The organism is Staphylococcus argenteus (genome assembly GCF_000236925.1).
Classification (GTDB): Bacteria; Bacillota; Bacilli; order Staphylococcales; family Staphylococcaceae; genus Staphylococcus; species Staphylococcus argenteus.
On sequence record NC_016941.1, the window covers coordinates 918,143 to 942,345 of the forward strand.

Annotated in this window: 21 protein-coding genes; 16 read left to right on the top strand and 5 right to left on the bottom strand. The window is 31.6% G+C overall.

Annotated features, from left to right (window positions below):
• Nucleotides 1-12 precede the first annotated feature (12 nt).
• The gene (locus tag SAMSHR1132_RS04305; protein WP_000670758.1) at nucleotides 13-915 is read left to right on the top strand and encodes a fumarylacetoacetate hydrolase family protein; all 903 of its coding nucleotides are present in this window, start codon (nucleotides 13-15) and stop codon (nucleotides 913-915) included.
• Between the two features lie 427 nt (nucleotides 916-1,342).
• On the top strand, nucleotides 1,343-1,732 hold the full coding sequence (locus SAMSHR1132_RS04310; protein WP_000902810.1) for a YisL family protein: 390 nt from the start codon (nucleotides 1,343-1,345) through the stop codon (nucleotides 1,730-1,732).
• A 134-nt stretch (nucleotides 1,733-1,866) separates the two neighbouring features.
• Here SAMSHR1132_RS04310 and SAMSHR1132_RS04315 read toward each other — a convergent pair whose 3' ends face one another.
• Nucleotides 1,867-3,183, bottom strand: coding sequence for a CoA-disulfide reductase (locus tag SAMSHR1132_RS04315; protein ID WP_001124518.1), 1,317 nt, complete (start codon nucleotides 3,181-3,183; stop codon nucleotides 1,867-1,869).
• Between the two features lie 51 nt (nucleotides 3,184-3,234).
• Complete coding sequence (locus tag SAMSHR1132_RS04320; RefSeq protein ID WP_001182440.1) at nucleotides 3,235-4,059, bottom strand: Cof-type HAD-IIB family hydrolase; 825 nt, start codon at nucleotides 4,057-4,059, stop codon at nucleotides 3,235-3,237.
• Between the two features lie 113 nt (nucleotides 4,060-4,172).
• Between SAMSHR1132_RS04320 and SAMSHR1132_RS04325 the strand changes: the two genes are divergently transcribed.
• The 3 genes from SAMSHR1132_RS04325 to clpB all read left to right on the top strand — a co-directional run bounded on the left by SAMSHR1132_RS04325 (nucleotide 4,173) and on the right by clpB (nucleotide 9,663).
• Nucleotides 4,173-4,481 (top strand): metal-sulfur cluster assembly factor, encoded by a 309-nt coding sequence (locus tag SAMSHR1132_RS04325; protein WP_000390574.1) that lies wholly within the window; start codon nucleotides 4,173-4,175, stop codon nucleotides 4,479-4,481.
• Nucleotides 4,482-5,032: 551 nt separating this feature from the next.
• Nucleotides 5,033-6,847 carry an acyltransferase family protein gene (locus SAMSHR1132_RS04330; protein WP_014373806.1) on the top strand — a complete coding sequence of 605 codons (1,815 nt, stop codon included), beginning with the start codon at nucleotides 5,033-5,035 and terminating at the stop codon, nucleotides 6,845-6,847.
• A 206-nt stretch (nucleotides 6,848-7,053) separates the two neighbouring features.
• The gene (clpB, locus tag SAMSHR1132_RS04335; RefSeq protein WP_000353972.1) at nucleotides 7,054-9,663 is read left to right on the top strand and encodes an ATP-dependent chaperone ClpB; all 2,610 of its coding nucleotides are present in this window, start codon (nucleotides 7,054-7,056) and stop codon (nucleotides 9,661-9,663) included.
• Nucleotides 9,664-9,724: 61 nt separating this feature from the next.
• On the opposite strand, the gene SAMSHR1132_RS04340 is transcribed toward clpB, so the two are convergent.
• Nucleotides 9,725-10,597: a LysR family transcriptional regulator gene (locus SAMSHR1132_RS04340; protein ID WP_001047054.1), complete on the bottom strand. Its 873-nt coding sequence runs from the start codon at nucleotides 10,595-10,597 to the stop codon at nucleotides 9,725-9,727.
• 131 nt (nucleotides 10,598-10,728) lie between these two features.
• On the opposite strand from SAMSHR1132_RS04340, the gene SAMSHR1132_RS04345 reads away from it, so the two are divergent.
• A complete protein-coding gene (locus SAMSHR1132_RS04345) occupies nucleotides 10,729-11,244 on the top strand; it encodes a YbhB/YbcL family Raf kinase inhibitor-like protein (protein ID WP_000700884.1) in 516 nt (171 codons plus the stop codon).
• Nucleotides 11,245-11,551: 307 nt separating this feature from the next.
• The gene (locus SAMSHR1132_RS04350) at nucleotides 11,552-11,986 is read left to right on the top strand and encodes an MAP domain-containing protein (RefSeq protein ID WP_000769699.1); all 435 of its coding nucleotides are present in this window, start codon (nucleotides 11,552-11,554) and stop codon (nucleotides 11,984-11,986) included.
• Nucleotides 11,987-12,212: 226 nt separating this feature from the next.
• On the opposite strand, the gene SAMSHR1132_RS04355 is transcribed toward SAMSHR1132_RS04350, so the two are convergent.
• Nucleotides 12,213-12,398 (bottom strand): YjzD family protein, encoded by a 186-nt coding sequence (locus SAMSHR1132_RS04355; RefSeq protein WP_000682087.1) that lies wholly within the window; start codon nucleotides 12,396-12,398, stop codon nucleotides 12,213-12,215.
• A 277-nt stretch (nucleotides 12,399-12,675) separates the two neighbouring features.
• On the opposite strand from SAMSHR1132_RS04355, the gene SAMSHR1132_RS04360 reads away from it, so the two are divergent.
• Together SAMSHR1132_RS04360 and fabF are read left to right on the top strand one after the other, a co-directional pair.
• Entirely contained in the window at nucleotides 12,676-13,617 is a 942-nt protein-coding gene (locus SAMSHR1132_RS04360; RefSeq protein ID WP_001100530.1) for a beta-ketoacyl-ACP synthase III, read from the top strand.
• Between the two features lie 11 nt (nucleotides 13,618-13,628).
• Nucleotides 13,629-14,873: a beta-ketoacyl-ACP synthase II gene (gene fabF / locus SAMSHR1132_RS04365; protein ID WP_001293649.1), complete on the top strand. Its 1,245-nt coding sequence runs from the start codon at nucleotides 13,629-13,631 to the stop codon at nucleotides 14,871-14,873.
• Between the two features lie 55 nt (nucleotides 14,874-14,928).
• On the opposite strand, the gene SAMSHR1132_RS04370 is transcribed toward fabF, so the two are convergent.
• On the bottom strand, nucleotides 14,929-15,300 hold the full coding sequence (locus SAMSHR1132_RS04370) for a DUF3899 domain-containing protein (RefSeq protein ID WP_000976763.1): 372 nt from the start codon (nucleotides 15,298-15,300) through the stop codon (nucleotides 14,929-14,931).
• A 244-nt stretch (nucleotides 15,301-15,544) separates the two neighbouring features.
• On the opposite strand from SAMSHR1132_RS04370, the gene opp3b reads away from it, so the two are divergent.
• The 7 genes from opp3b (at nucleotide 15,545) to SAMSHR1132_RS04405 (ending at nucleotide 24,202) form a co-directional block, all read left to right on the top strand.
• Nucleotides 15,545-16,471: an oligopeptide ABC transporter permease gene (opp3b, locus tag SAMSHR1132_RS04375; protein WP_000521537.1), complete on the top strand. Its 927-nt coding sequence runs from the start codon at nucleotides 15,545-15,547 to the stop codon at nucleotides 16,469-16,471.
• Nucleotides 16,471-17,541, top strand: coding sequence for an oligopeptide ABC transporter permease (gene opp3C / locus SAMSHR1132_RS04380; RefSeq protein ID WP_001113175.1), 1,071 nt, complete (start codon nucleotides 16,471-16,473; stop codon nucleotides 17,539-17,541). The genes opp3b and opp3C overlap by 1 nt, the downstream gene beginning before the upstream one ends.
• 15 nt (nucleotides 17,542-17,556) lie before the next feature.
• Entirely contained in the window at nucleotides 17,557-18,639 is a 1,083-nt protein-coding gene (locus SAMSHR1132_RS04385) for an ABC transporter ATP-binding protein (protein WP_000230228.1), read from the top strand.
• Entirely contained in the window at nucleotides 18,629-19,570 is a 942-nt protein-coding gene (locus SAMSHR1132_RS04390) for an ABC transporter ATP-binding protein (RefSeq protein ID WP_000845231.1), read from the top strand. The genes SAMSHR1132_RS04385 and SAMSHR1132_RS04390 overlap by 11 nt, the downstream gene beginning before the upstream one ends.
• Before the next feature lie 18 nt (nucleotides 19,571-19,588).
• Complete coding sequence (locus tag SAMSHR1132_RS04395; protein ID WP_000197105.1) at nucleotides 19,589-21,244, top strand: peptide ABC transporter substrate-binding protein; 1,656 nt, start codon at nucleotides 19,589-19,591, stop codon at nucleotides 21,242-21,244.
• A 205-nt stretch (nucleotides 21,245-21,449) separates the two neighbouring features.
• Nucleotides 21,450-23,165 carry an oligopeptide ABC transporter substrate-binding protein gene (opp4A, locus tag SAMSHR1132_RS04400; RefSeq protein WP_000516218.1) on the top strand — a complete coding sequence of 572 codons (1,716 nt, stop codon included), beginning with the start codon at nucleotides 21,450-21,452 and terminating at the stop codon, nucleotides 23,163-23,165.
• A gap of 50 nt (nucleotides 23,166-23,215) precedes the next feature.
• Nucleotides 23,216-24,202, top strand: a complete 987-nt coding sequence (locus SAMSHR1132_RS04405; RefSeq protein ID WP_001045302.1) for an ABC transporter ATP-binding protein — start codon at nucleotides 23,216-23,218, stop codon at nucleotides 24,200-24,202.
• Nucleotide 24,203 lies beyond the last annotated feature (1 nt).

The window sequence follows — 24,203 nt, forward strand, 5'->3', positions numbered from 1 at the left end:
AGTTGAGAATGAATGAAATTCTTATCATTCAAGTATAATTACAGAACTTCATATGGCGTTAAAGTAAAACGCGAAGATGCTGTTTGGGATTTAACACTAGTATTTGCTGACTTTGCAGAAGGAGATTTTCATCCTAAAACATTGTTAGCTGGTTTACAACAAAATCATACTTTAGATTTTCAAGAACAAGTACGAAAAGCAGTTGTAGCAGCAGAAGATAGTGGCAGAGCTGAAGATTATAAAATTTCATTTAATGACATAGAGTTTTTACCACCAGTAACACCGCCAAATAACGTGATTGCTTTTGGAAGAAATTATAAAGATCATGCAAATGAATTAAACCATGAAGTAGAACGATTATATGTATTTACAAAAGCGGCATCATCATTAACAGGTGATAATGCGACAATTCCAAATCATAAAGATATTACAGATCAATTAGATTATGAAGGCGAATTAGGCATTGTAATTGGTAAGTCTGGTGAAAAGATTCCAAAAGCGCTTGCTTTAGACTATGTATATGGTTATACAATTATCAATGATATCACTGACCGTAAGGCACAAAATGAACAGGATCAAGCATTTTTATCAAAAAGTTTGACTGGTGGTTGTCCAATGGGTCCATATATTGTGACTAAAGATGAATTACCATTACCTGAAAATGTAAATATCGTTACTAAAGTGAACAATGAAATTCGTCAAGATGGTAATACAAGTGAAATGATTCTTAAAATTGATGAATTAATTGAAGAAATTTCAAAATATGTTGCATTACATCCAGGAGATATCATTGCGACTGGTACTCCAGCTGGCGTTGGTGCTGGTATGCAACCACCTAAATTTTTACAACCAGGTGACGAAGTTAAAGTAACTATCGATAACATCGGAACTTTAACAACATATATTGCTAAATAAATATATTTGAACAAAGCTAATCAGTCCTAATTAGGACTGGTTAGTTTTTTTATGGAGCATTTTGATTATTAAGAAAAGAAATAGAAGTTATAATAATTATGAATTACTTCGAATTATAAATGACTAATTAAGTTATTTGTTTTTAATCTCATACTTTTCTAAAAAGGTGTTAAAGATAATTGTTTATAATGTTACCAATTTGAGATGAAAGTGAAATACTTATATTAAGAAGTAGTTGATTATTTTACAGCAGATGCACAATATTCTAATAAGTAATAAAATACCATGTTCTTCCTCTCATATATAGAAGTGTGGTAAAATATGTATTTGTGTATGAACGAATAGTGATTAAATTATAAGAAAGTGGGTATTTATCCCACGAAACTATAATTTAATAACATAAATTATTAAAGTGGGGGGAATGAATATGTTACATTTACATATTTTAAGTTGGGTATTAGCAATCATTTTATTTATCGCTACATACTTAAATATTTCAAAAAATCAAGGTGGTACGCCATTTTTCAAACCATTGCACATGGTTTTACGCTTATTTATGCTTTTAACTTTAATCTCAGGATTTTGGGTATTAATTCAGTCATTTATGAGTGGCGGTGCAAACCATATGCTTTTAACATTAAAAATGCTATGTGGTGTTGCAGTCATCGGATTAATGGAAGTATCAATTGCTAAAAGAAAGAGACATGAGCAAAGTCACACAATGTTTTGGATCACAATTGGATTAATCGTTATTACTATGGCGTTAGGTATTATATTACCGTTAGGACCTCTTTCAAAAATGTTTGGCATTAGCTAAAAAATAAAGACATAAAATATTGGACTCAATTCAGCCTAATATTTTATGTCTTTTATTTTTACCGAAAAATGGACCGGCAAATGCCAGCCCAAATTATTTTAATTTTTAATGTTATGTTGAAATTTAAGAATATTTTATTTAGCTTTATAACCAATCATGTTGATTAAATCTTTAGGATGACTATATGGCGGTGCATAAGCCACTTCAAATTCAGTTAATTCATCAACAGTTAATTGATTCATCATTGCCATTGATAATACATCAATACGTTTATCGGCACCTTCTTTTCCAACTGCAGCAGCTCTTAAAATCTGACGATTTTCAGTGTCATAATATACCCTTAAGTGTAAAGGGGAATTTCCTGGGTAATAATTCGCGTGTGCACCTTGAGTGACTTCGACCATTTTATAGTTAAATTGCTTTAGTTCGTTTGGTTTAACGCCGACACTCGCAAATGTATAATCAAAGAATTTCACAATGTTATTGCCTAAGAAACCTTTGAATTCAATAGTGTCGTTTCCAGCAATTTGTTCGGCCACAATACTTGCAGCACGATGAGCGCCCCATGCAAGCGGTACATTAGCTGATAAATTAACATGACGATAACGTGATGTCGCAATATCACCTATTGCATAAATGTTTGGAACATTTGTTTCAAATTTATCGTTTACCGGTATGAAACCTTTTTGATCAAGTTCTATATTTGAACTTTCGATAAATTTTGAATTAGGGTGGGTGCCGACGCCTTCAATAATCATATCGTAGTGTTCAACTTTACCGGATTTAAATGTAATTTCGTTACCATTGATAGCTTCAATTTCTTCATTCAAGCGGTAAGGAATCTCACGTTTGTCTAATTCATCCAGAATAGGTTGATTCATATCTGAATCCATTAGTTTGTTTATTTTATCAGAGCGATGAATTAATGTAGGGTGTAAGCCACGTTCATAAAGATTCTCTAGAACTTCTAATGAAACATACCCAGCACCAACAACTAATACTTTATCTACTTGATTGGCTTTAATGAACTGATCAATAGCATCAGTATCTTCTAAATTTCTAAGTGTAAAAGTTATGTTACTATTAAAACCAAGATGATTTGCACTAGTACCAGGACTAAGAATTAATTTATCATATGGTTCTTCAAATTGTTCATTCGTTTTACGATTCAAAACAGTTACAGATTGGTTTTCGTCATTGATTGCAACGACTTCATGATATGTTTTAACTGTAATTTGCTTACGATCATAAAATTTTTCAGGAGTATAAGCTAATGCTAAACGTCTATCTTCTACAACTTCACCTATCACATATGGTAAAGCACAATTTGCAAAACTCATATCTCTATCTTTTTCAAAAATAATAATGTCACTCTCTTTATCTAAACGTCGAATTTGACTGGCACATGTTGCACCACCGGCAACTGCTCCGACAACAACGATTTTGGGCATTGTTAATGACCTCCTGTTTTTTAAAAATATTATAAAATGTTTAGACATAAATTAACAGTAATATCTAATATTTAAGTTAAAGAAATCATTTAAATATCTGCCGATTCCATCTTCATTGTTATTGAAAGTAATATTGTTTGCCACATCTTTAAGTTCTTGTAAACCATTTTCCATTGCGACCCCATGACGAGCATATTCAATCATCTCTATATCATTATCTTCATCACCGAAAGCAATAATATTATTGCGATCTATATCTAGAAACTGTCTGACTTGTTCAATGCCCCTAGCTTTATTAATACCAAGCTTAACAATTTCAATGACTGGGAATGGAGCGCCCCAACGACGATGTTCAATATGGTCTGCATAAAAATGTGTGAGCATATTTTTGATTTCAGGAATTTTACATTCCTCTGCTTCAATTAAAATTGAGGTAGGGGATTCTTTCAAATGGACAAGAAGATTACCAGTTTGGATTTTAGGATTACCCATTGAAAAACCTTCAAATAATCTTGGATCATGATTGTTTATAAAAACATAATCTTTAACTTCTGCAATGATATTAGATACTTGATATTGCTGTAACCCTTGAATGATGTTTTGAGCAACACCTAAATCTAAAATTTCATGGACAGTTTTAAAGTTTTTATCTTTTGGGTGATGCACGTAAGCACCATTAAAGTTAACGATAGGTGTTGTTAAATTTAATTCATGATAATACATTTGACTTGCACGGTATGGTCTTCCAGTCGCAATCATAATTTGGTGTCCACGTTGTTGTAATTCATTTAATACTTGTTTAGTATATGATGAAATTTCTTTGTTATCGTTTAATAATGTTCCGTCTAAATCTAGACATATTAAATGTGGTTGCATATCTCTCTCCTCATAAGTTGCTTTGTTCATATAGATACATCATAGCATTTTATTGGCGTTTTGTCGGATATTTGATATATTAGGGATAATATGACATTAAAGAGGTGATATGGATGGAAGAGGCATTAAAAGATAGCATTTTAGGTGCATTAGAAATGGTAATAGATCCTGAATTAGGTATTGATATTGTTAATTTAGGTTTAGTATACAAAGTAAATGTTGATGATGAAGGTATCTGTACAGTTGATATGACATTAACATCGATGGGATGCCCAATGGGACCTCAAATTATCGACCAAGTTAAGACTGTATTAGCAGAACTTCCAGAAATTCAAGATACAGAAGTTAACATCGTCTGGAGTCCACCTTGGACAAAGGATATGATGTCACGCTATGCTAAAATTGCATTAGGCGTAAGTTAATAATTAAATTTATCTGAGCAGTTAGATGTTGAAAATGCATTTAACTGCTTTTTGTAATTGAAAATATAATCTAGACGAATATGTTGGTAATCTCTAATTGTGTAATTTAAGAATTAGTTGAATCTAAAAGTACTATACATATCTTTGACCTTAGAGAAAAAATAGAGGTTTATTATTAATCGAATATACTTAATTTAAAATGTTTGATAGTAAAATTTTAGGTAGGAGTAGGTCATGAATCATTTCATGCAACACAATTCTTTTGTATTTATAAATGTTGGTAAAAAAAACTGATAATAAATTGAATTTATATTACAGTTATATTACAATACATAATACTTCATAGTTTTTAAGTGACGAGTTGCATTACAAAATCGAAATTAAATGTGTAAAGAAAGTAATCAGGCTTTTTAAGTTTGATAAACGAGAACTAAACAATTATTTATACGGGTTTCGATAATTTAAATATGCATTTCACTATTCTTTTAAACAACACATAACATTTTTATAAAGCATCTAAGAATAACAGTTTTAAAAGGGAAGAATGCAAAATGAATAAAACAAAGGATTATACACAGCATAAGAAGATAAGGTACATGCCTGGATTAGATGGTTTAAGAGCTATCGCAGTATTAGGAATTATTATTTATCATTTAAACAAACAATGGTTAACGGGTGGATTTTTAGGTGTCGATACATTTTTTGTAATATCAGGTTATTTAATAACAAGCTTATTACTCAAAGAATTTGAAGATACTGGAATTATAAAACTGAAAAGCTTTTGGATTCGACGCTTAAAACGATTATTACCTGCAGTGATTGTACTATTAATGGTTGTAGAAACAGCTACTTTACTATTAAAATCAGACAATATTATTAGGGTCAAACACGACATAATTGCTGCCATTTTTTATGTATCAAATTGGTGGTATATTGCAAAAGATGTCAATTATTTTGAACAATTTTCATTTATGCCATTAAAGCATTTATGGTCACTTGCAATAGAAGAACAGTTTTACATATTTTTTCCTGTAGTATTAATCATACTATTATTATTGATAAAAAAACGTTATAAAATTGGGTTTATTTTCTGGTTTGTCTCTTTGTTATCTTTGGGATTAATGATTTATATTGCAAGCTTTAATATTAATCATTCACGAGTTTATTTTGGTACAGACACAAGATTACAAACATTATTATTAGGTGTAATCTTAGCATTTTTATGGCCGCCATTTAAGTTGAAAAATAATCCACCTAAATCTGTAAAATATGTAATAGACGCTATTGGTATTTTGGCATTTATAACATTAATGTGTTTATTTGTCATTGTAAATGATGAGAGCAATTGGATATACGATGGTGGTTTCTATTTAATATCAACAGTAACATTATTTGCTATTGCTAGTGTCGTACATCCAGCAACATGGGTGGCAAAAGCATTTTCAAATCCGGTTTTAGTATATATTGGCAAAAGATCATATAGCTTATATTTATGGCATTATCCAGTAATTAGTTTTATTCATAGTTATTATGTAGATGGACAAATACCGAAATATGTTTATATTTTAGACATCATATTAACGATAACTTTTGCAGAACTTTCTTATCGTTATATTGAAACGCCATTTAGAAAGGATGGATTCCATTCATTGAATTGGCGTCCAACATTTATACCACAGTTTTTGAGAACAGTTCTTATTGTTACTTTACTGATTCCTTTTATGCTTATATTAGTTGGTGCTTTTAATCAATATGGTAAAGATATCATTGGTGAAAAAGCGAATAGTTTTGATACCTCTTTAGAAGATAATTATCAAGCTAGAATAGCACCTGTCGAAAATATTCATATTGATGGATTAGTTGATCAAAAGAAAAAGACATCAAAAGATATATATCACAACATTAAGCCACTTTTAATTGGTGATTCAGTTATGGTAGATATTGGTGAATCATTTAAAGACTCTGTACCGAAATCTAGAATTGATGGAAAGGTAGGGCGTCAATTGTATCAAACGCTACCTTTAGTTAAAGCGAATTACTCACAATACACGAAATCATCCGATCAGGTCGTATTAGAATTAGGGACAAATGGAGATTTCACTGTTCAACAGCTTGATGATTTACTTAATCAATTCGGTAAAGCAAAAATTTATTTAGTTAATACTCGAGTGCCACGTATATATGAGGCGAATGTGAATCGGTTATTAGCTGATGCCGCAAAAAGAAAAAGAAATGTCACTTTAATTGATTGGCATAAACGTTCACAAGGGCATAGCGAATACTTTGCGCCAGATGGCGTTCATTTAGAATATAAAGGTGTTCTAGCTTTAAAAGATGAAATTTTAAAAGCTCTTAAAAAGAAATAATATAGGTTTAAAAAGTCTAGTTAATGTATAAATTTTACATTAGCTAGATTTTTTTGCAGATGAAAAATTATTTACGAAATTTCGAATAATCCGAAGTAAAAATGTTGATAAATTATTAAATAGGGACTATAATAGATTTAAGGTCAAAGAAAGTCAAAGTCAAAATATAATAATTTGACCAACTCTACAATTTAGAGGTGAAAAATATGGACATAAATAAAATGACATATACTGTACAAAATGCGTTACAACAAGCTATTGAACAGTGTCAGAGATATAAATTACAAAATATAGAAATCGAAGCAATTTTAAGCAGTGCATTAAATGAAAATGAAAGTTTATATAAAAGCATATTAGAACGCGCTAACATTGATGTTGATCAATTAAACCAAGCTTATGAAGAAAAATTAAACTCTTATGCATCTGTAGAAGGCGACAATATACAATATGGTCAATACATTAGTAATCAAGCGAACCAATTATTGACCAAAGCTGAGTCGTATATGAAAGAATATCAAGATGAATTTATTTCTATGGAGCATATTTTACGTGCTGCAATGGATATTGATCAAACAACAAAACATTTTATAAATAATAAAGCAGAAGTTATTAAAGAAATTATCAAGAAAGTAAGAGGGGGAAATCACGTGACATCACAAAATCCAGAAGTGAATTATGAAGCATTAGCAAAATATGGTCGTGACTTAGTAGAAGAGGTACGACAAGGTAAAATGGATCCTGTTATTGGTAGAGATGAAGAGATCCGCAATACTATACGTATATTGAGTCGTAAAACCAAAAATAATCCTGTGTTAATCGGAGAACCAGGTGTAGGTAAAACTGCAATTGTTGAAGGGTTAGCACAACGTATCGTTAAGAAAGATGTGCCAGAATCATTATTAGATAAAACTGTTTTTGAATTAGATTTGAGCGCATTAGTTGCAGGTGCAAAATATCGTGGTGAATTTGAAGAACGCCTAAAAGCAGTACTTAAAGAAGTTAAAGATTCTGACGGTAGAATTATTTTATTTATAGATGAAATTCATATGCTAGTTGGCGCAGGTAAAACAGATGGTGCAATGGATGCTGGAAATATGTTGAAACCAATGTTAGCAAGAGGTGAGTTGCATTGTATTGGAGCAACAACATTGAATGAATATAGAGAATATATTGAAAAAGATTCTGCATTAGAACGTCGTTTCCAAAAAGTAGCAGTCAGTGAACCTGATGTAGAGGATACAATTTCTATTTTACGTGGTTTAAAAGAACGTTATGAAGTTTATCATGGTGTAAGAATCCAAGACAGAGCCTTAGTTGCTGCAGCTGAATTATCTGATCGTTATATTACTGATCGTTTCTTACCAGATAAAGCGATTGATTTAGTAGACCAAGCATGTGCGACAATTCGTACAGAAATGGGTTCAAATCCTACTGAACTCGACCAAGTAAATAGACGTGTAATGCAACTTGAAATTGAAGAAAGTGCACTTAAAAATGAATCTGATAATGCAAGTAAACAACGATTACAAGAATTACAAGAAGAGCTTGCAAATGAAAAAGAAAAACAATCTGCACTGCAATCACGTGTAGAATCTGAAAAAGAAAAAATTGCTAAATTACAAGAAAAACGTGCGCAATTAGATGAAAGCAGACAATCATTAGAAGATGCACAAACTAATAATAACTTAGAAAAAGCTGCTGAATTACAATATGGCACAATACCTCAATTAGAAAAAGAGCTTAGAGAATTAGAGGATAATTTCCAAGATGAACAAGGTGAAGACACAGACAGAATGATTCGTGAAGTTGTTACTGACGAAGAAATTGGTGATATTGTAAGTCAATGGACGGGCATACCTGTATCAAAATTAGTTGAAACAGAACGTGAAAAATTACTTCACTTAAGTGACATCTTGCATAAAAGAGTTGTTGGTCAAGATAAAGCAGTAGATCTTGTTTCAGATGCAGTTGTAAGAGCAAGAGCTGGAATTAAAGATCCCAATAGACCAATTGGTAGTTTCTTATTCTTAGGGCCAACTGGTGTAGGTAAAACCGAATTAGCTAAATCATTAGCTGCTTCATTATTTGATTCTGAAAAACATATGATTCGTATTGATATGAGCGAATATATGGAAAAACATGCAGTATCACGTTTGATTGGTGCACCTCCAGGTTACGTTGGACATGATGAAGGTGGACAATTAACAGAAGCTGTAAGACGTAATCCGTATTCAGTTATATTACTCGATGAAGTTGAAAAAGCCCATACGGATGTCTTTAATGTATTATTACAAATTTTAGATGAAGGTCGTTTAACTGATTCCAAAGGACGTAGTGTTGATTTTAAAAATACGATTATTATTATGACTAGTAATATTGGATCGCAAATTTTATTAGAAAATGTTAAAGAAACTGGCGAAATTACTGAATCAACTGAAAAAGCTGTTATGACAAGTTTGAATGCATATTTTAAACCTGAAATATTGAATCGTATGGACGATATTGTTCTATTCAGACCATTGTCTATTAATGATATGAGTATGATTGTAGATAAAATATTAACTCAATTAAACATTAGATTATTAGAACAACGTATTTCAATTGAAGTCTCAGATCAAGCTAAAGCATGGTTAGGTAAAGAAGCTTATGAACCACAATTCGGTGCAAGACCATTAAAACGTTTTGTACAAAGACAAATTGAAACGCCTTTAGCACGTATGATGATTAAAGAAGGATTCCCTGAAGGTACTACTATTAAAGTAGATTTAGATGAGGATAATAACCTAACATTTAATGTTGAAAAAATAGCTGAATAATAATAAACCAAGGATGTGATCATTTTTCGCATTCTTGGTTTTTTTAATGTGATGATTTTATTTATAACGATTGTTCATCAGCAATGAACCTTTTAAATAATTTAATAAATGCTGCGATTTCGGGACTATCTTTTTTACTATAAATATATGTAAATGAAATAGGCGCTTGTAAAACATTCGTGTTAATAACGGATATATGATAATCGCTATTTGTTGTTATATAAATAGGCAGGAATGATATGCCTTGATTCATTTCGATTAATTTTATAGAAGTATGAACATCATTGATAGATAAAAATTGTGCTTTTTCATAAATGTTTAAAATATTATTTTTTAATGATGGCCAATATTCAGGGTGATTGTTACTAATAATTTTATATTTTGAAAATAAAGCTTTTTCACTTAATGCATGATTTTGTTCTTCATTAGGAACAACCATTACGATTTTACCTTCACACACTTTTTCAGATTTTACTTCTCTTAGCTTAGGTTGATTTCTGCAAATTCCAATATCATATAAATGCTTATTTATGTCTTTTTCAATATTTTCATTTTTAATATGAATAGAAATATCGACATTTGGATGGTCATTAAAGTATAAATTTAAAAATTTAGGCATGATAAATGTTGCGATATAAGAAGATACAACAACATTCAATTTCGATTTGAACATTGTCTTTTGAAGTTGAATATGCTTGATGCCGCTTTCGTATTGTTCAATAAAACTTTGTGCAATTGGTAGAAAAGTTTGTCCATTTTCGGTAAGAATAATTTGGTTTTTATATGTCTCAAATAATTTCACATTTAGATGCTGTTCTAAATTTTTAATTTGTTTATGTATAGACGGAATAGTGAGATTAATTTCTTCACTGGCTAATCGATAGTTTAATGTCTTCGCTAAAATGATAAATGTATAATACCAATCTAAATTCATGAATTTCCCTCTTTCAAAAAAGTTAATGGTCTATTAGAAAATATATAATTTTTATTCTATAAAAATAGTATTAATATTATAGCAAAGGTACTGGTTCAAATCATAATTATTTTATTTAAGGAGAGATCAACATGAAAATCAACACAGAATTTAAAGGAAATAATATACCATATGAATATGCAGCAGGGGCAGATATAAGTGATACAATTAATGGTAATCCAATAAAATCATTTCCATTTGATATTACAGAACTTCCAAAAGGTACTAAATATATAGCTTGGAGCTTGATAGACTATGATGCCATTCCAGTATGTGGCTTTGCATGGATTCATTGGAGCGTTGCTAATGTAAGTGTTGCTGGTGATTCAATTTCAATTAAACCTGATTTATCAAGAACAAAGGGTGATTATGTACAAGGTAAAAATAGTTTTACTAGCGGTCTGTTAGCTGAAGACTTTTCTGAAATAGAAAATCACTATGTAGGACCAACACCACCTGATCAAGATCATCAATATGAGTTGACTGTGTATGCATTAGACCAATTATTAGAATTAAAAAATGGTTTCTATTTGAATGCGTTTTTAAAAGAGGTAAATAAACATAAACTCGATCAAGCAAGTATCAATTTAATAGGAAGAAAAATATAAAATTAGAGAATATAAAAAATTAGGTCATCTTCTAAAGTGTAGTTTGATTTAGCTAAATGTATTTGTGTCTAAGAGTTGATTAGTTAGATAAAATAGCTAGATGCTTTCATATAATTGAAATCTAAATGTGTTTTCAATTGGAATTTATATCAGAAAAACAATGTTTTAATCGTTATTATTTTTTAATTAACTAAAATGTATTTTAAAAATAATGTAAACCGTTTATACATTTATAATTTTTGAAATTATTCAATTTGTGTTATATTAACTTTGTAAGATACTTTAACTCACAAAGGAGAGAGATTATATGAAATTAAAATCATTTATGACAGCAACTTTGGCAATAGGTGTATTAGCAACTGGCGGAGTAGCGATAGCAAGTAATGAGGTATCTGCAGCACAAAAGGACAATCAACCAGCAACACAAAAAGTTGAAGATTTTGATAATGTACCATATACAATTACTGTTGATGGCACGATTGCTTTCAATCAGTCACATTTTAAGTTCAAAAAAAATAGTCAATTATCTTATTTAGATCTTGGAAATAAAATTAAAGCAGCATTAAATGATGAACGTGGTGTTACATCTAAAAATATTAGAAATGCTAAATCTGCCGTTTATACAATTACTTGGAAAGATGGTAGTAAGAAAGAAGTAGATTTAATGAAAGATAGTTATCCAGCAAACTTATTCGATGCAAGCTCGATTAAACAAATTGACATTAATGTTAAAACTAAGTAACTCATTTTGATAATTATAAATCTTTAAGTTGTTTGATTTAACATTAAAAAATACAATTAAAGCCTTGATACTTAGTTCACAAAAGTAATGTTGACTATGTGTTAAGGCTTTTTTAATTATGCTTGACCAATGATTCACATTGACCAATGATTTAAAAAAATAAAAAACCACCTTCAATAAGGTGGCTTAAATGATAAGAAAGACAAAATTCACTTATACTATTCAGTTATTGTGATGAATCTTTTGGCGGTTTAATAACAGCTGCAAAAACAGCTGTAAATATTGTAAATAATACAGCCATAATGATTGGATTGACTACATTTAGGCTATTTCCACCTATTAGGCTATTAAGTACAAAGTTAACCATTTGCATTAATAATAATGCCCAAAAGAATGTTACGAGGTGTTTCATGTCATTTTACCTCCACTTTATTAATCTATAGTATTATTTTAAGTGATACATATAAATTTGTATAGTAACATCTTATACATTTTAAAATTTAAAAAATAATGAGCAGGTATTATAAAGTGATATTACGGGGTGTTACTGTAATTGAAGATTGGTAGTTTTTCAAATAATTAAAACTTTATTAATTACGCAATATTTCAGTCTCTGACTTGAGTTTAAAAAGCTATCTATGTTAAATTAATACCTGGTATTAAAAATTTTATTAAGAAGGTGTTCAACTATGAACGTGGGTATTAAAGGTTTTGGTGCATATGCACCAGAAAAGATTATTGACAATGCCTATTTTGAGCAATTTTTAGAAACATCTGATGAATGGATTTCTAAAATGACTGGAATTAAAGAAAGACATTGGGCAGATGACAATCAAGATACTTCAGACTTAGCATATGAAGCAAGTGTAAAAGCAATAGAAGACGCTGGTATACAACCCGAAGATATAGATATGATAATTGTTGCTACTGCAACAGGAGATATGCCATTTCCAACCGTGGCAAATATGTTACAAGAACGTCTAGGTATTGGCAAAGTACCATCAATGGACCAACTTGCTGCATGTTCTGGATTTATGTATTCAATGATTACCGCTAAACAATATGTACAATCAGGAGATTATCATAATATTTTAGTTGTCGGTGCAGATAAACTGTCTAAGATTACAGATTTAACTGACCGTTCGACAGCGGTATTATTTGGCGACGGTGCGGGTGCTGTCATCATAGGTGAAGTTTCTGAAGGACGCGGTATTATTAGTTATGAAATGGGTTCTGATGGAACAGGTGGAAAACATTTATATTTAGATAAAGAAACTGGAAAATTAAAAATGAATGGTCGTGAAGTATTTAAATTTGCAGTCAGAATAATGGGTGATGCATCAACACGTGTAGTTGAAAAAGCGAACTTAACTTCAGACGATATAGATTTATTTATTCCTCATCAAGCTAACATTAGAATTATGGAATCTGCTAGAGAACGACTTGGTATTTCTAAAGATAAAATGAGTGTTTCAGTAGATAAATACGGCAATACGTCAGCAGCTTCAATACCTTTAAGTATCGATCAAGAATTAAAAAATGGTAAACTAAAAGACGATGATACAATTGTTCTTGTCGGATTCGGTGGCGGCCTAACTTGGGGCGCAATGACTATAAAATGGGGAAAATAGGAGGATAACGAATGAGTGAAAATAAAAGAGTAGTTATTACAGGTATGGGAGCCCTTTCTCCAATCGGTAATGATGTTAAAACAACATGGGAGAATGCTTTAAAAGGTGTAAATGGTATTGATAAAATTACAAGAATTGATACTGAACCTTATAGCGTTCACTTAGCAGGAGAACTTAAAAACTTTAATATAGAAGATCATATCGACAAAAAAGAAGCACGTCGTATGGATAGATTTACACAATATGCAATTGTAGCAGCTAGAGAAGCTGTGAAAGATGCACAATTAGAAATTAATGAAAAAACTGCAGATCGAATCGGTGTATGGATTGGTTCAGGTATCGGTGGTATGGAAACATTTGAAATTGCACATAAACAATTAATGGAAAAAGGACCAAGACGTGTTAGTCCATTCTTCGTACCTATGTTAATCCCTGATATGGCAACTGGACAAGTATCTATTGATTTAGGTGCTAAAGGTCCTAATGGTGCAACAGTTACAGCATGTGCGACAGGTACAAATTCAATCGGTGAAGCATTTAAAATTGTTCAACGTGGCGACGCCGATGCAATGATTACAGGTGGAACTGAAGCGCCTATTACACATATGGCAATTGCAGGATTTAGTGCAAGTAGAGCATTATCTACAAATGATGATAAAGAAACGGCATGTCGTCCTTTCCAAGAAGGTAGAGATGGGTTTGTCATGGGTGAAGGTGCTGGTATATTAGTGATTGAATCATTAGAATCAGCGCAAGCGCGTGGTGCGGACATCTATGCCGAAATTGTTGGTTATGGTACAACAGGTGATGCATATCATATTACAGCACCAGCTCCAGAAGGCGAAGGTGGTTCTAGAGCAATGCAAGCAGCAATGGATGATGCTGGCATCGAACCAAAAGATGTTCAATACTTAAATGCACATGGTACTAGTACACCAGTTGGTGATTTAAATGAAGTTAAAGCCATCAAAAATACATTTGGTGAAGCTGCTAAACAATTAAAAGTAAGTTCAACTAAATCAATGACTGGTCATTTACTTGGCGCAACAGGTGGTATTGAAGCAATCTTCTCAGCGTTATCAATTAAAGATTCAAAAGTCGCACCGACAATTCATGCGATAACACCAGATCCAGAGTGTGATTTGGATATTGTTCCTAATGAAGCCCAAGACCTTGATATTACGTATGCAATGAGTAATAGTTTAGGATTCGGTGGACATAACGCAGTATTAGTATTCAAAAAATTCGAAGCATAATTATATAAAAATCTTCAGTAACGCAGACTTGTTACTGAAGATTTTTTCTGTTTCATTATATTAAAATGAGCGATAGCACGATTGTCAAAATAAAATACAAAATATTAATTAAGAGCATAGGGAAAATCCACATAGAAACAAAATATTGTTCTTTTTTTACCTCTTTTGGGTTGAAAAATGGATCATCTGATATAGACTTTTTCCTTTTAGTAGATGACATCTGATATTTTAACCTTCTAAAACCATAACTTGTCGCATCAAAAATTCCTTCTTGAACAAGTAAAATCACAAAGTTACAAATAAAAATAATTAATGACACATAAAATAAAATATTTAAATATGTGATGACAGTATGATTATTAAAAAGCCAAATTAATAGTGATAGTAGTGGGGTAAATATTGCCATTATAAGCCATTTCTTCATCATTTCATCACTCCAACCTTTATAAATTACTTACACATAGTTTACATTAAAATACTGAGATGCGGAATAATTATTTAATGTATTCAACTTTATTGAATAACTAAAATCAATCATTCTTCATTAGTTTAAAGCAAAAAAATATTGATATATAGTAAATATTGTATATATAATATTAATTAAGATTTCAGAAAATTTTGAAGGGAATGGAAATTTAGAAATCGGAAAATTTGTTAGAGGAGGGGACTAGATGGGGAAATATATTTTTAAGCGATTTATTTATATGCTTATTTCTTTATTTATCATTATCACAATTACATTTTTCTTAATGAAATTAATGCCAGGTTCTCCGTTTAATGATGCAAAATTAAATGCTGAACAAAAAGAAATTTTAAATGAAAAGTATGGGTTAAATGATCCTGTTGCTACGCAGTATTTACATTATTTGAAAAATGTTGTTACTGGGGACTTTGGAAATTCTTTCCAATATCATAATCAACCTGTTTGGGATTTAATTAAACCAAGGTTATTACCTTCATTCGAAATGGGATTAACAGCAATGGTGATTGGTGTGTTACTAGGTCCTATTTTAGGAGTTGCAGCAGCTACCAAGCAAAACACGTGGGTAGACTATACAACTACAGTAATTTCAGTAATCGCAGTATCTGTGCCATCTTTTGTACTTGCAGTTCTTTTACAATATGTATTTGCAGTTAAATTGAGATGGTTCCCAGTAGCTGGATGGGAAGGGTTTTCAACTGCTATTCTACCTTCACTAGCATTATCTGCAGCCGTTTTAGCAACAGTCGCCAGATACATAAGAGCAGAGATGATAGAGGTATTAAGTTCAGACTATATTTTACTAGCAAGAGCGAAAGGTAATTCAACTTTACGTGTACTTTTTGGGCACGCACTTAGAAATGCTCTAATACCAATTATTACAATCATTGTTCCAATGTTAGCAAGTATATTAACGGGAACTTTAACAATTGAAAACATTTTCGGTGTTCCTGGTTTAGGGGATCAATTTGTACGTTCAATTACAACTAACGATTTCTCGGTAATCATGGCAATCACATTATTGTTTAGTACATTGTTTATCGTATCGATATTTGTTGTTGATATTTTATATGGAATAATTGACCCGAGAATTCGTGTTCAAGGAGGTAAAAAATAATGCCTGATAACAAAAATAAATTGTCACTTAATGATGACCATTCAAATGCAATTATGACACATACCTCTGAGGGCATCGCATCATCTGATTTTATCATTAGAGAATTAGATTTAAATACTGAACCAGAAATGCAACGAGAAAGTAAAAACTTTTGGCAAGATGCATGGGCACAGTTAAAACGTAACAAATTAGCAGTAGTAGGTATGATCGGTTTAATTATCATCGTAATATTTGCCTTTCTAGGTCCTGTTATAAATAAACATGATTATGCTGAACAAAATGTGCAACATAGAAACTTACCTGCGAAAATTCCAGTGTTAGACAAAGTACCATTTTTACCATTTGATGGCAAAGATACAGATGGTAAAGACGCTTATAAAGCTGCCAATGTAAAAGAAAATTATTGGTTTGGTACAGATCAATTAGGACGAGATTTATGGACGAGAACATGGAAAGGTACCCAAATTTCGTTATTTATCGGTGTTATTGCAGCATTATTAGATATCTTTATTGGTGTTGCATATGGAGCAATTTCAGGATTCTTTGGTGGACGTGTAGACACAATTATGCAACGTATACTTGAAGTAGTAGCTTCGATTCCGAATTTAATTGTAGTTATTTTGTTCGTATTAATTTTTGAACCATCTATTTGGACAATCATATTAGCAATGTCGATTACAGGTTGGCTTGGAATGAGTAGGGTAGTACGTGGTGAATTTTTAAAATTAAAAAGCCAAGAATTTGTTATGGCTTCAAAAACATTAGGTGCTTCAAAATTCAAATTAATTTTTAAACATATTTTACCAAATACGTTAGGGGCTATTGTCGTTACTTCGATGTTTACTGTACCAAGTGCTATTTTCTTCGAAGCTTTTTTAAGTTTTATTGGTATTGGTGTACCAGCACCACAAACATCACTTGGTTCGTTAGTCAATGACGGACGTGCAATGTTATTAATTTATCCACATGAATTATTCATACCAGCAATGGTTTTAAGCTTATTAATTTTATTCTTTTACTTATTTAGTGATGGATTACGAGATGCATTTGATCCGAAAATGCGTAAATAAAAGGAGGCATAGCATATGGTTGAAAGAATATTAGAAGTAAATGATTTGCATGTTTCCTTTGATATTACAGCAGGGGAAGTGCAGGCAGTAAGAGGGGTAGATTTTTACTTAAACAAAGGGGAAACATTAGCTATTGTTGGTGAATCCGGTTCCGGAAAATCAGTGACAACAAAAGCAATTACTAAACTATTCCAAGGGGACACAGGAAGAATTAAAAAGGGAGAAATTTTATTTTTAGGGGAAGACTTAGCGAAAAAACCTGAAAACGATCTAATTAAATTACGTGGAAAAGATATTTCTATGATCTTTCAAGATCCAATGACATCTTTAAACCCAACAATGCAAATTGGTAAGCAAGTAATGGAACCACTCATGAAACATAAAAACTATAGTAAATCAGAAGCAAAAAAGCGCGCATTAGAAATTTTAAATCTTGTAGGTTTACCAAATGCTGAAAAACGATTTAAAGCATATCCTCATCAGTTTTCAGGTGGGCAAAGACAAAGAATTGTTATCGCTACAGCTTTAGCATGTGAACCGAAAGTACTTATTGCAGATGAACCTACAACAGCACTTGATGTTACGATGCAGGCACAAATTTTAGATTTAATGAAAGAGCTGCAGCAAAAAATTGATACAGCGATTATCTTTATTACGCATGATTTAGGGGTTGTTGCGAATATCGCTGATAGAGTTGCAGTGATGTATGGCGGTCAAATGGTTGAAACAGGAGATGTTAATGAGATATTTTATGACCCCAAACATCCATATACATGGGGACTATTATCGTCAATGCCAGATTTATCAACAACAAACGACACACCATTATTAGCAATTCCGGGTTCGCCACCTGATTTATTACATCCACCTCAAGGTGATGCATTTGCTAGACGTAGTCAATATGCATTAGATATTGATTTTAAAGTAGAGCCACCTTGGTTTAAAGTTTCACCTACGCATTTTGTGAAATCTTGGTTATTAGATGCACGTGCACCAAAAGTTGAATTACCTGAATTGGTAAAACAACGCTTGAAACCGATGCCTAATAATTATGAAAAACCACTAATGGTAGAAAGGGTGTCGTTCAATGAAAACTGATGAAATATTACTATCGATTAAAAATTTAAAGCAATATTTTAATGCAGGAAAGAAAAATGAAGTAAGAGCGATTGATAACATTACGTTTGATATATACAAAGGGGAAACATTAGGTTTAGTTGGTGAATCTGGTTGTGGTAAATCTACGACAGGTAAATCAATTATTAAGCTTAATGATATTACAAGCGGAGAAATTTTGTATGAGGGTATTGATATACAAAAGATTAAGAAACGTAAAGACTTACTTAAATTTAATAAAAAAATTCAAATGATTTTCCAAGATCCATATGCGTCACTAAATCCTAGATTAAAAGTGATGGATATTGTTGCTGAAGGTATTGATATACATCATCTGGCAAGTGATAAACGTGACCGCAAGAAACGCGTGTATGATTTACTTGAAACTGTAGGGCTAAGTAAAGAGCATGCTAATCGTTATCCACATGAATTTTCAGGCGGACAACGACAACGTATTGGGATTGCCCGTGCATTAGCGGTGGAACCAGAATTCATTATCGCGGACGAACCAATATCGGCATTGGATGTTTCAATTCAAGCTCAAGTAGTTAATTTGTTATTAAAATTACAACGTGAAAGAGGGATCACTTTCCTATTTATAGCGCATGACCTATCAATGGTGAAGTATATTTCAAATCGTATTGCAGTGATGCATTTTGGGAAAATAGTTGAGATTGGACCGGCTGAAGAAATTTATCAAAATCCATTACACGATTATACCAAGTCATTATTATCAGCCATTCCTCAACCTGATCCTGAATCAGAACGTAGTCGCAAACGATTTAGTTACATTGATGATGAAAAAAATAATCATTTAAGACAATTACATGAAATAAGACCGAATCACTTTGTCTTTAGTACTGAAGAAGAAGCGGCACTACTCCGAGAAAATATATTGGTGACACAAAATTAAGGGGAAGGGGGAAATGCAATGACGAGAAAATTGAGAGCACTGATTTTAATACTGGTTGCCACAATCGCATTAAGTGGTTGTGCTAATGATGGTGGAATTTATTCGGATAAAGGTCAAGTATTCAGAAAAATTTTACCACAAGATTTAACATCCCTTGATACATCGTTAATAACTGATGAAATATCTTCAGAGGTGACAGCGCAAACTTTTGAGGGGTTATTCACATTAGGTAAAGGTGACAAGCCTGTGTTAGGTGTTGCGAAAGCTTTTCCAGAAAAAAGTAAAGATGGAAAGACTTTGAAAGTTAAATTAAGAAGCGATGCTAAATGGAGCAATGGTGACAAAGTAACTGCACAAGACTTTGTTTATGCTTGGAGAAAAACAGTTAATCCTAAAACAGGTTCTGAATTTGCATACATTATGGGTGACATTAAAAATGCAAGTGATATTAATACTGGTAAGAAACCTGTTGAACAATTAGGTATCAAAGCGTTAGATGATGAAACATTACAAATTGAATTAGAAAAGCCGGTTCCATATATTAATCAATTGTTAGCACTCAATACGTTTGCACCTCAAAATGAAAAAGTTGCCAAAAAATATGGTGAAAATTATGGTACGGCAGCAGATAGAGCGGTATACAATGGTCCATTTAAAGTTGACGATTGGAAACAAGAAGATAAAACATTATTATCTAAAAATCAGTATTATTGGGATAAAAAGAATGTAAAGTTGGATAAAGTGAATTATAAGGTTATCAAAGACTTGCAGGCAGGTGCATCATTGTATGATACTGAGTCAGTAGACGACGCACTCATTACTGCCGATCAAGTGAATAAGTATAAACAAAATAAAGGATTAAACTTTGTATTAACGACTGGAACATTTTTTGTGAAAATGAATGAGAAAGAATTTCCTGAGTTTAAAAATAAAGAATTAAGACTGGCTATCGCACAAGCAATAGATAAAAAAGGATATGTTGATTCAGTGAAAAATAATGGATCAATACCATCTGATACATTTACAGCAAAAGGAATTGCTAAAGCGCCGAATGGTAAAGATTATGCAAGTACAATCAATTCACCGTTAAAATACAATCCTAAAGAAGCAAGAGCGCATTGGGAAAAAGCTAAAAAAGAATTAGGTAAAAATGAAGTGACATTTTCTATGAACACTGAAGATACACCAGATGCTAAAATTTCAGCAGAATATATCAAATCACAAGTAGAGAAAAATTTACCAGGTGTTACTTTAAAAATTAAGCAATTGCCATTTAAGCAAAGAGTTTCATTAGAGTTAAGTGGTAATTATCAAGCGTCACTAAGTGGATGGTCAGCAGATTATCCAGATCCAATGGCTTATTTAGAAACGATGACAAAAGGCAATGCACAAAATAATACGGACTGGAGTAATAAAGAGTACGATCAACTACTAAAAATTGCAAGAAACGAATTGGCGCTTCAACCGACAGAACGATATGAAAGCTTGAAAAAAGCAGAGGAGATATTCCTAAATGATGCACCAGTTGCACCGATTTATCAAAAAGGTACCGCACATTTAACCAACCCTCAAGTTAAAGGACTAATTTATCATAAATTCGGACCGAATAACTCACTTAAAAATGTGTATATAGATAAATCAATTGATAAAGAAACGGGTAAAAAGAAAAAATAAAATGCTTTGTAAAATAGGCTGGAGAACTTTCTCCGGCTTTTTTGTGTTGAAGAAAATTTAGGGAAATAAAAAAATATAGCTAATTAAATTACTGAAATTTAATAAAAATGATAATGACTGAATATTCTAAAAACTAACTTGTAAAAATTTTTTCTATGAGTAAACTAAAAAGAAATATCTTAGTTTAAAAGTAGGGAGTTTTTACATGGGGAAGATAATTAAATATTTTTCAATTATTCTTATTGTCGTTTTAGTATTGAGCGCTTGTGGAAAAAATAGTGGCAAAGATGAAGGTGTGAAAGATATTTCAAAAACAGAAACGTCCAAGCATAAAGGGGGGACATTAAATGTTGCATTAACTGCACCACCAAGTGGCGTTTATTCTTCATTATTAAGTAGTTCTCATTCAGATGCTGTAGTGGAAGGTTACTTTAATGAAAGTCTAATTTCTATTGATAAAAAAATCCGACCAAAATCATATATCGCATCTTGGAAAGATATTGATCCAGCGAAAAAAATAGAATTTAAAATCAAAAAAGGCGTTAAGTGGCATGATGGTAATGAACTAAAAATTGATGATTGGATTTACTCAATAGAAGTATTAGCTAATAAAGATTATGAAGGTGCATATTATCCAAGTGTAGAAAATATTCAAGGCGCAAAGGATTATCACGAGGGTAAAACGGATCACATAAGTGGATTGAAAAAAATAGATGACTATACTATGCAAGTTACTTTTGACAAAAAGCAAGAAAATTACTTAACTGGATTTGTAAGTGGTCCGTTATTAAGCAAAAAGTATTTATCAGACGTGCCAGTTAAAGATTTAGCGAAATCAGAGAAAATTCGTAAATATCCGATTGGTATTGGACCTTATAAAGTTAAAAAAATAGTACCTGGAGAAGCCGTACAACTAGTTAAATTTGATGATTATTGGCAAGGTAAACCTTCATTAGACAAAATCAATTTAAAAGTTATTGACCAAGCTCAAATTATTAAAGCAATGGAAAAAGGCGATATAGATATTGTTAATGATGCAACTGGTGCAATGGCCAAAGATGCAAAATCTTCAAAAGCTGGTTTGAAAGTTTTATCTACACCAAGTTTGGATTATGGTTTAATTGGTTTTGTATCTCATGATTACGATAAAAATACAAATAAAACAGGTAAAGTGAGACCAAAATATGAAGATAAAGAATTAAGGAAAGCTATGATTTATGCAATTGATAGAAAAAAATGGATAGATGCATTTTTCAATGGATACGCGAGTGAAATTAACAGTTTTGTACCTACAATGCATTGGATTGCTGCTGATCCTAAGGAATTGAACGATTATAAATATGATCCTGAAAAAGCTAAAAAGATTTTAGATAAACTTGGTTATAAAGATAAGGATGGGGATGGCTTTAGAGAAGATCCTAAAGGTAACAAATTTGAAATTAATTTTAAACATTATACTGGCTCAAATCCAACTTTTGAACCTAGAACTGCTGCTATTAAAGATTTCTGGGAAAAAGTGGGCTTAAAAACAAATGTGAAGTTAATTGAATTTAATAAATATAATGAAGATTTAGCCAACGCATCAAAAAGTATGGAAGTGTATTTTAGAACGTGGGCTGGAGGTACCGATCCTGATCCATCAGATTTATATCATACTGATAGACCTCAAAATGAAATGAGAACTATTTTACCAAAATCAGACCAATATCTGGATGAAGCTTTAGATTTTGATAAAGTAGGTACGGATGAAAAGAAACGTAAAGATATATATGTAAAATGGCAAAAGTATATGAATGATGAATTGCCAGGTTTGCCGATGTTCCAAGGGAAATCAATAACTATTGTTAATGACAAAGTACGAAATGTAGATGTTGAAATTGGGACAGATCAAAGTTTATATAACTTAACTAAAGAAGATTAGCATTGTAACCTCGACTTTATTGTCGAGGTTTACTTATACTGGGGGATGTTATGAATAAAGTATTGCTTGAAGTGAAAGATTTAGAAACTTCCTTAAAGATAGATAAGCAGTGGTTAGCTACTGTTGAAAATATATCATTTGAACTATCTAAGGGTGAAGTTCTAGGAATTGTTGGTGAGTCAGGTTGTGGTAAATCAATTTTAAGTAAATCAATTATTAAGTTATTGCCCGAAAAAATATCAAAACTAAGTAAAGGAGAGGTTATTTTTGACGGAAAAAGAATTGATAAATTAAAAGAAAAGCAGCTTCTAAATATTAGAGGTAATGACATTGCAATGATTTTTCAAGAACCTATGACTGCATTGAATCCAGTTTATACAATCAAAAATCAATTGGTAGAATCAATAAAATTACATAAAAAATTATCAAAAAAAGAAGCACATAAAGCAGCTGTGGATTTATTAAAAAAAGTTGGTATCTCGAGACAAGAAGAAATACTGAAAAGTTACCCTCATCAACTATCTGGTGGTATGAGGCAAAGGGTAATGATAGCTATGGCTATATCGTGCTCTCCGAAATTATTAATTGCTGACGAACCAACCACTGCATTAGATGTAACCATTCAAGCTCAAATTTTGGATTTATTAAAAGAATTACAAAAAGAAACAAAGATGGCAATCATGATGATTACACATGACTTAAGCGTAGTGGCTGAATTTTGCGATAAGGTAATGGTTATGTATGCAGGGCAAATAGTGGAGTTTGGAAATATTCAAGATATATTACATAAACCTAAGCATCCATATACTAAAAAGTTATTATCTACTGTACCTAAATTGAATGAAGTTCAAAAGCGACTTGAAACAATTGAAGGGATTGTACCGTCTATAAAAGAATTTCAAGTAAATAAGTGCAGATTTGCAAATAGATGTAGGCAAAAAATTGATATATGCAATCATCAATCTCCAATAATGCATGTAAACGAAGACGTATTAGTAAGGTGTCATTTATATAGTAAAGAAAATGGGGAGATATAAG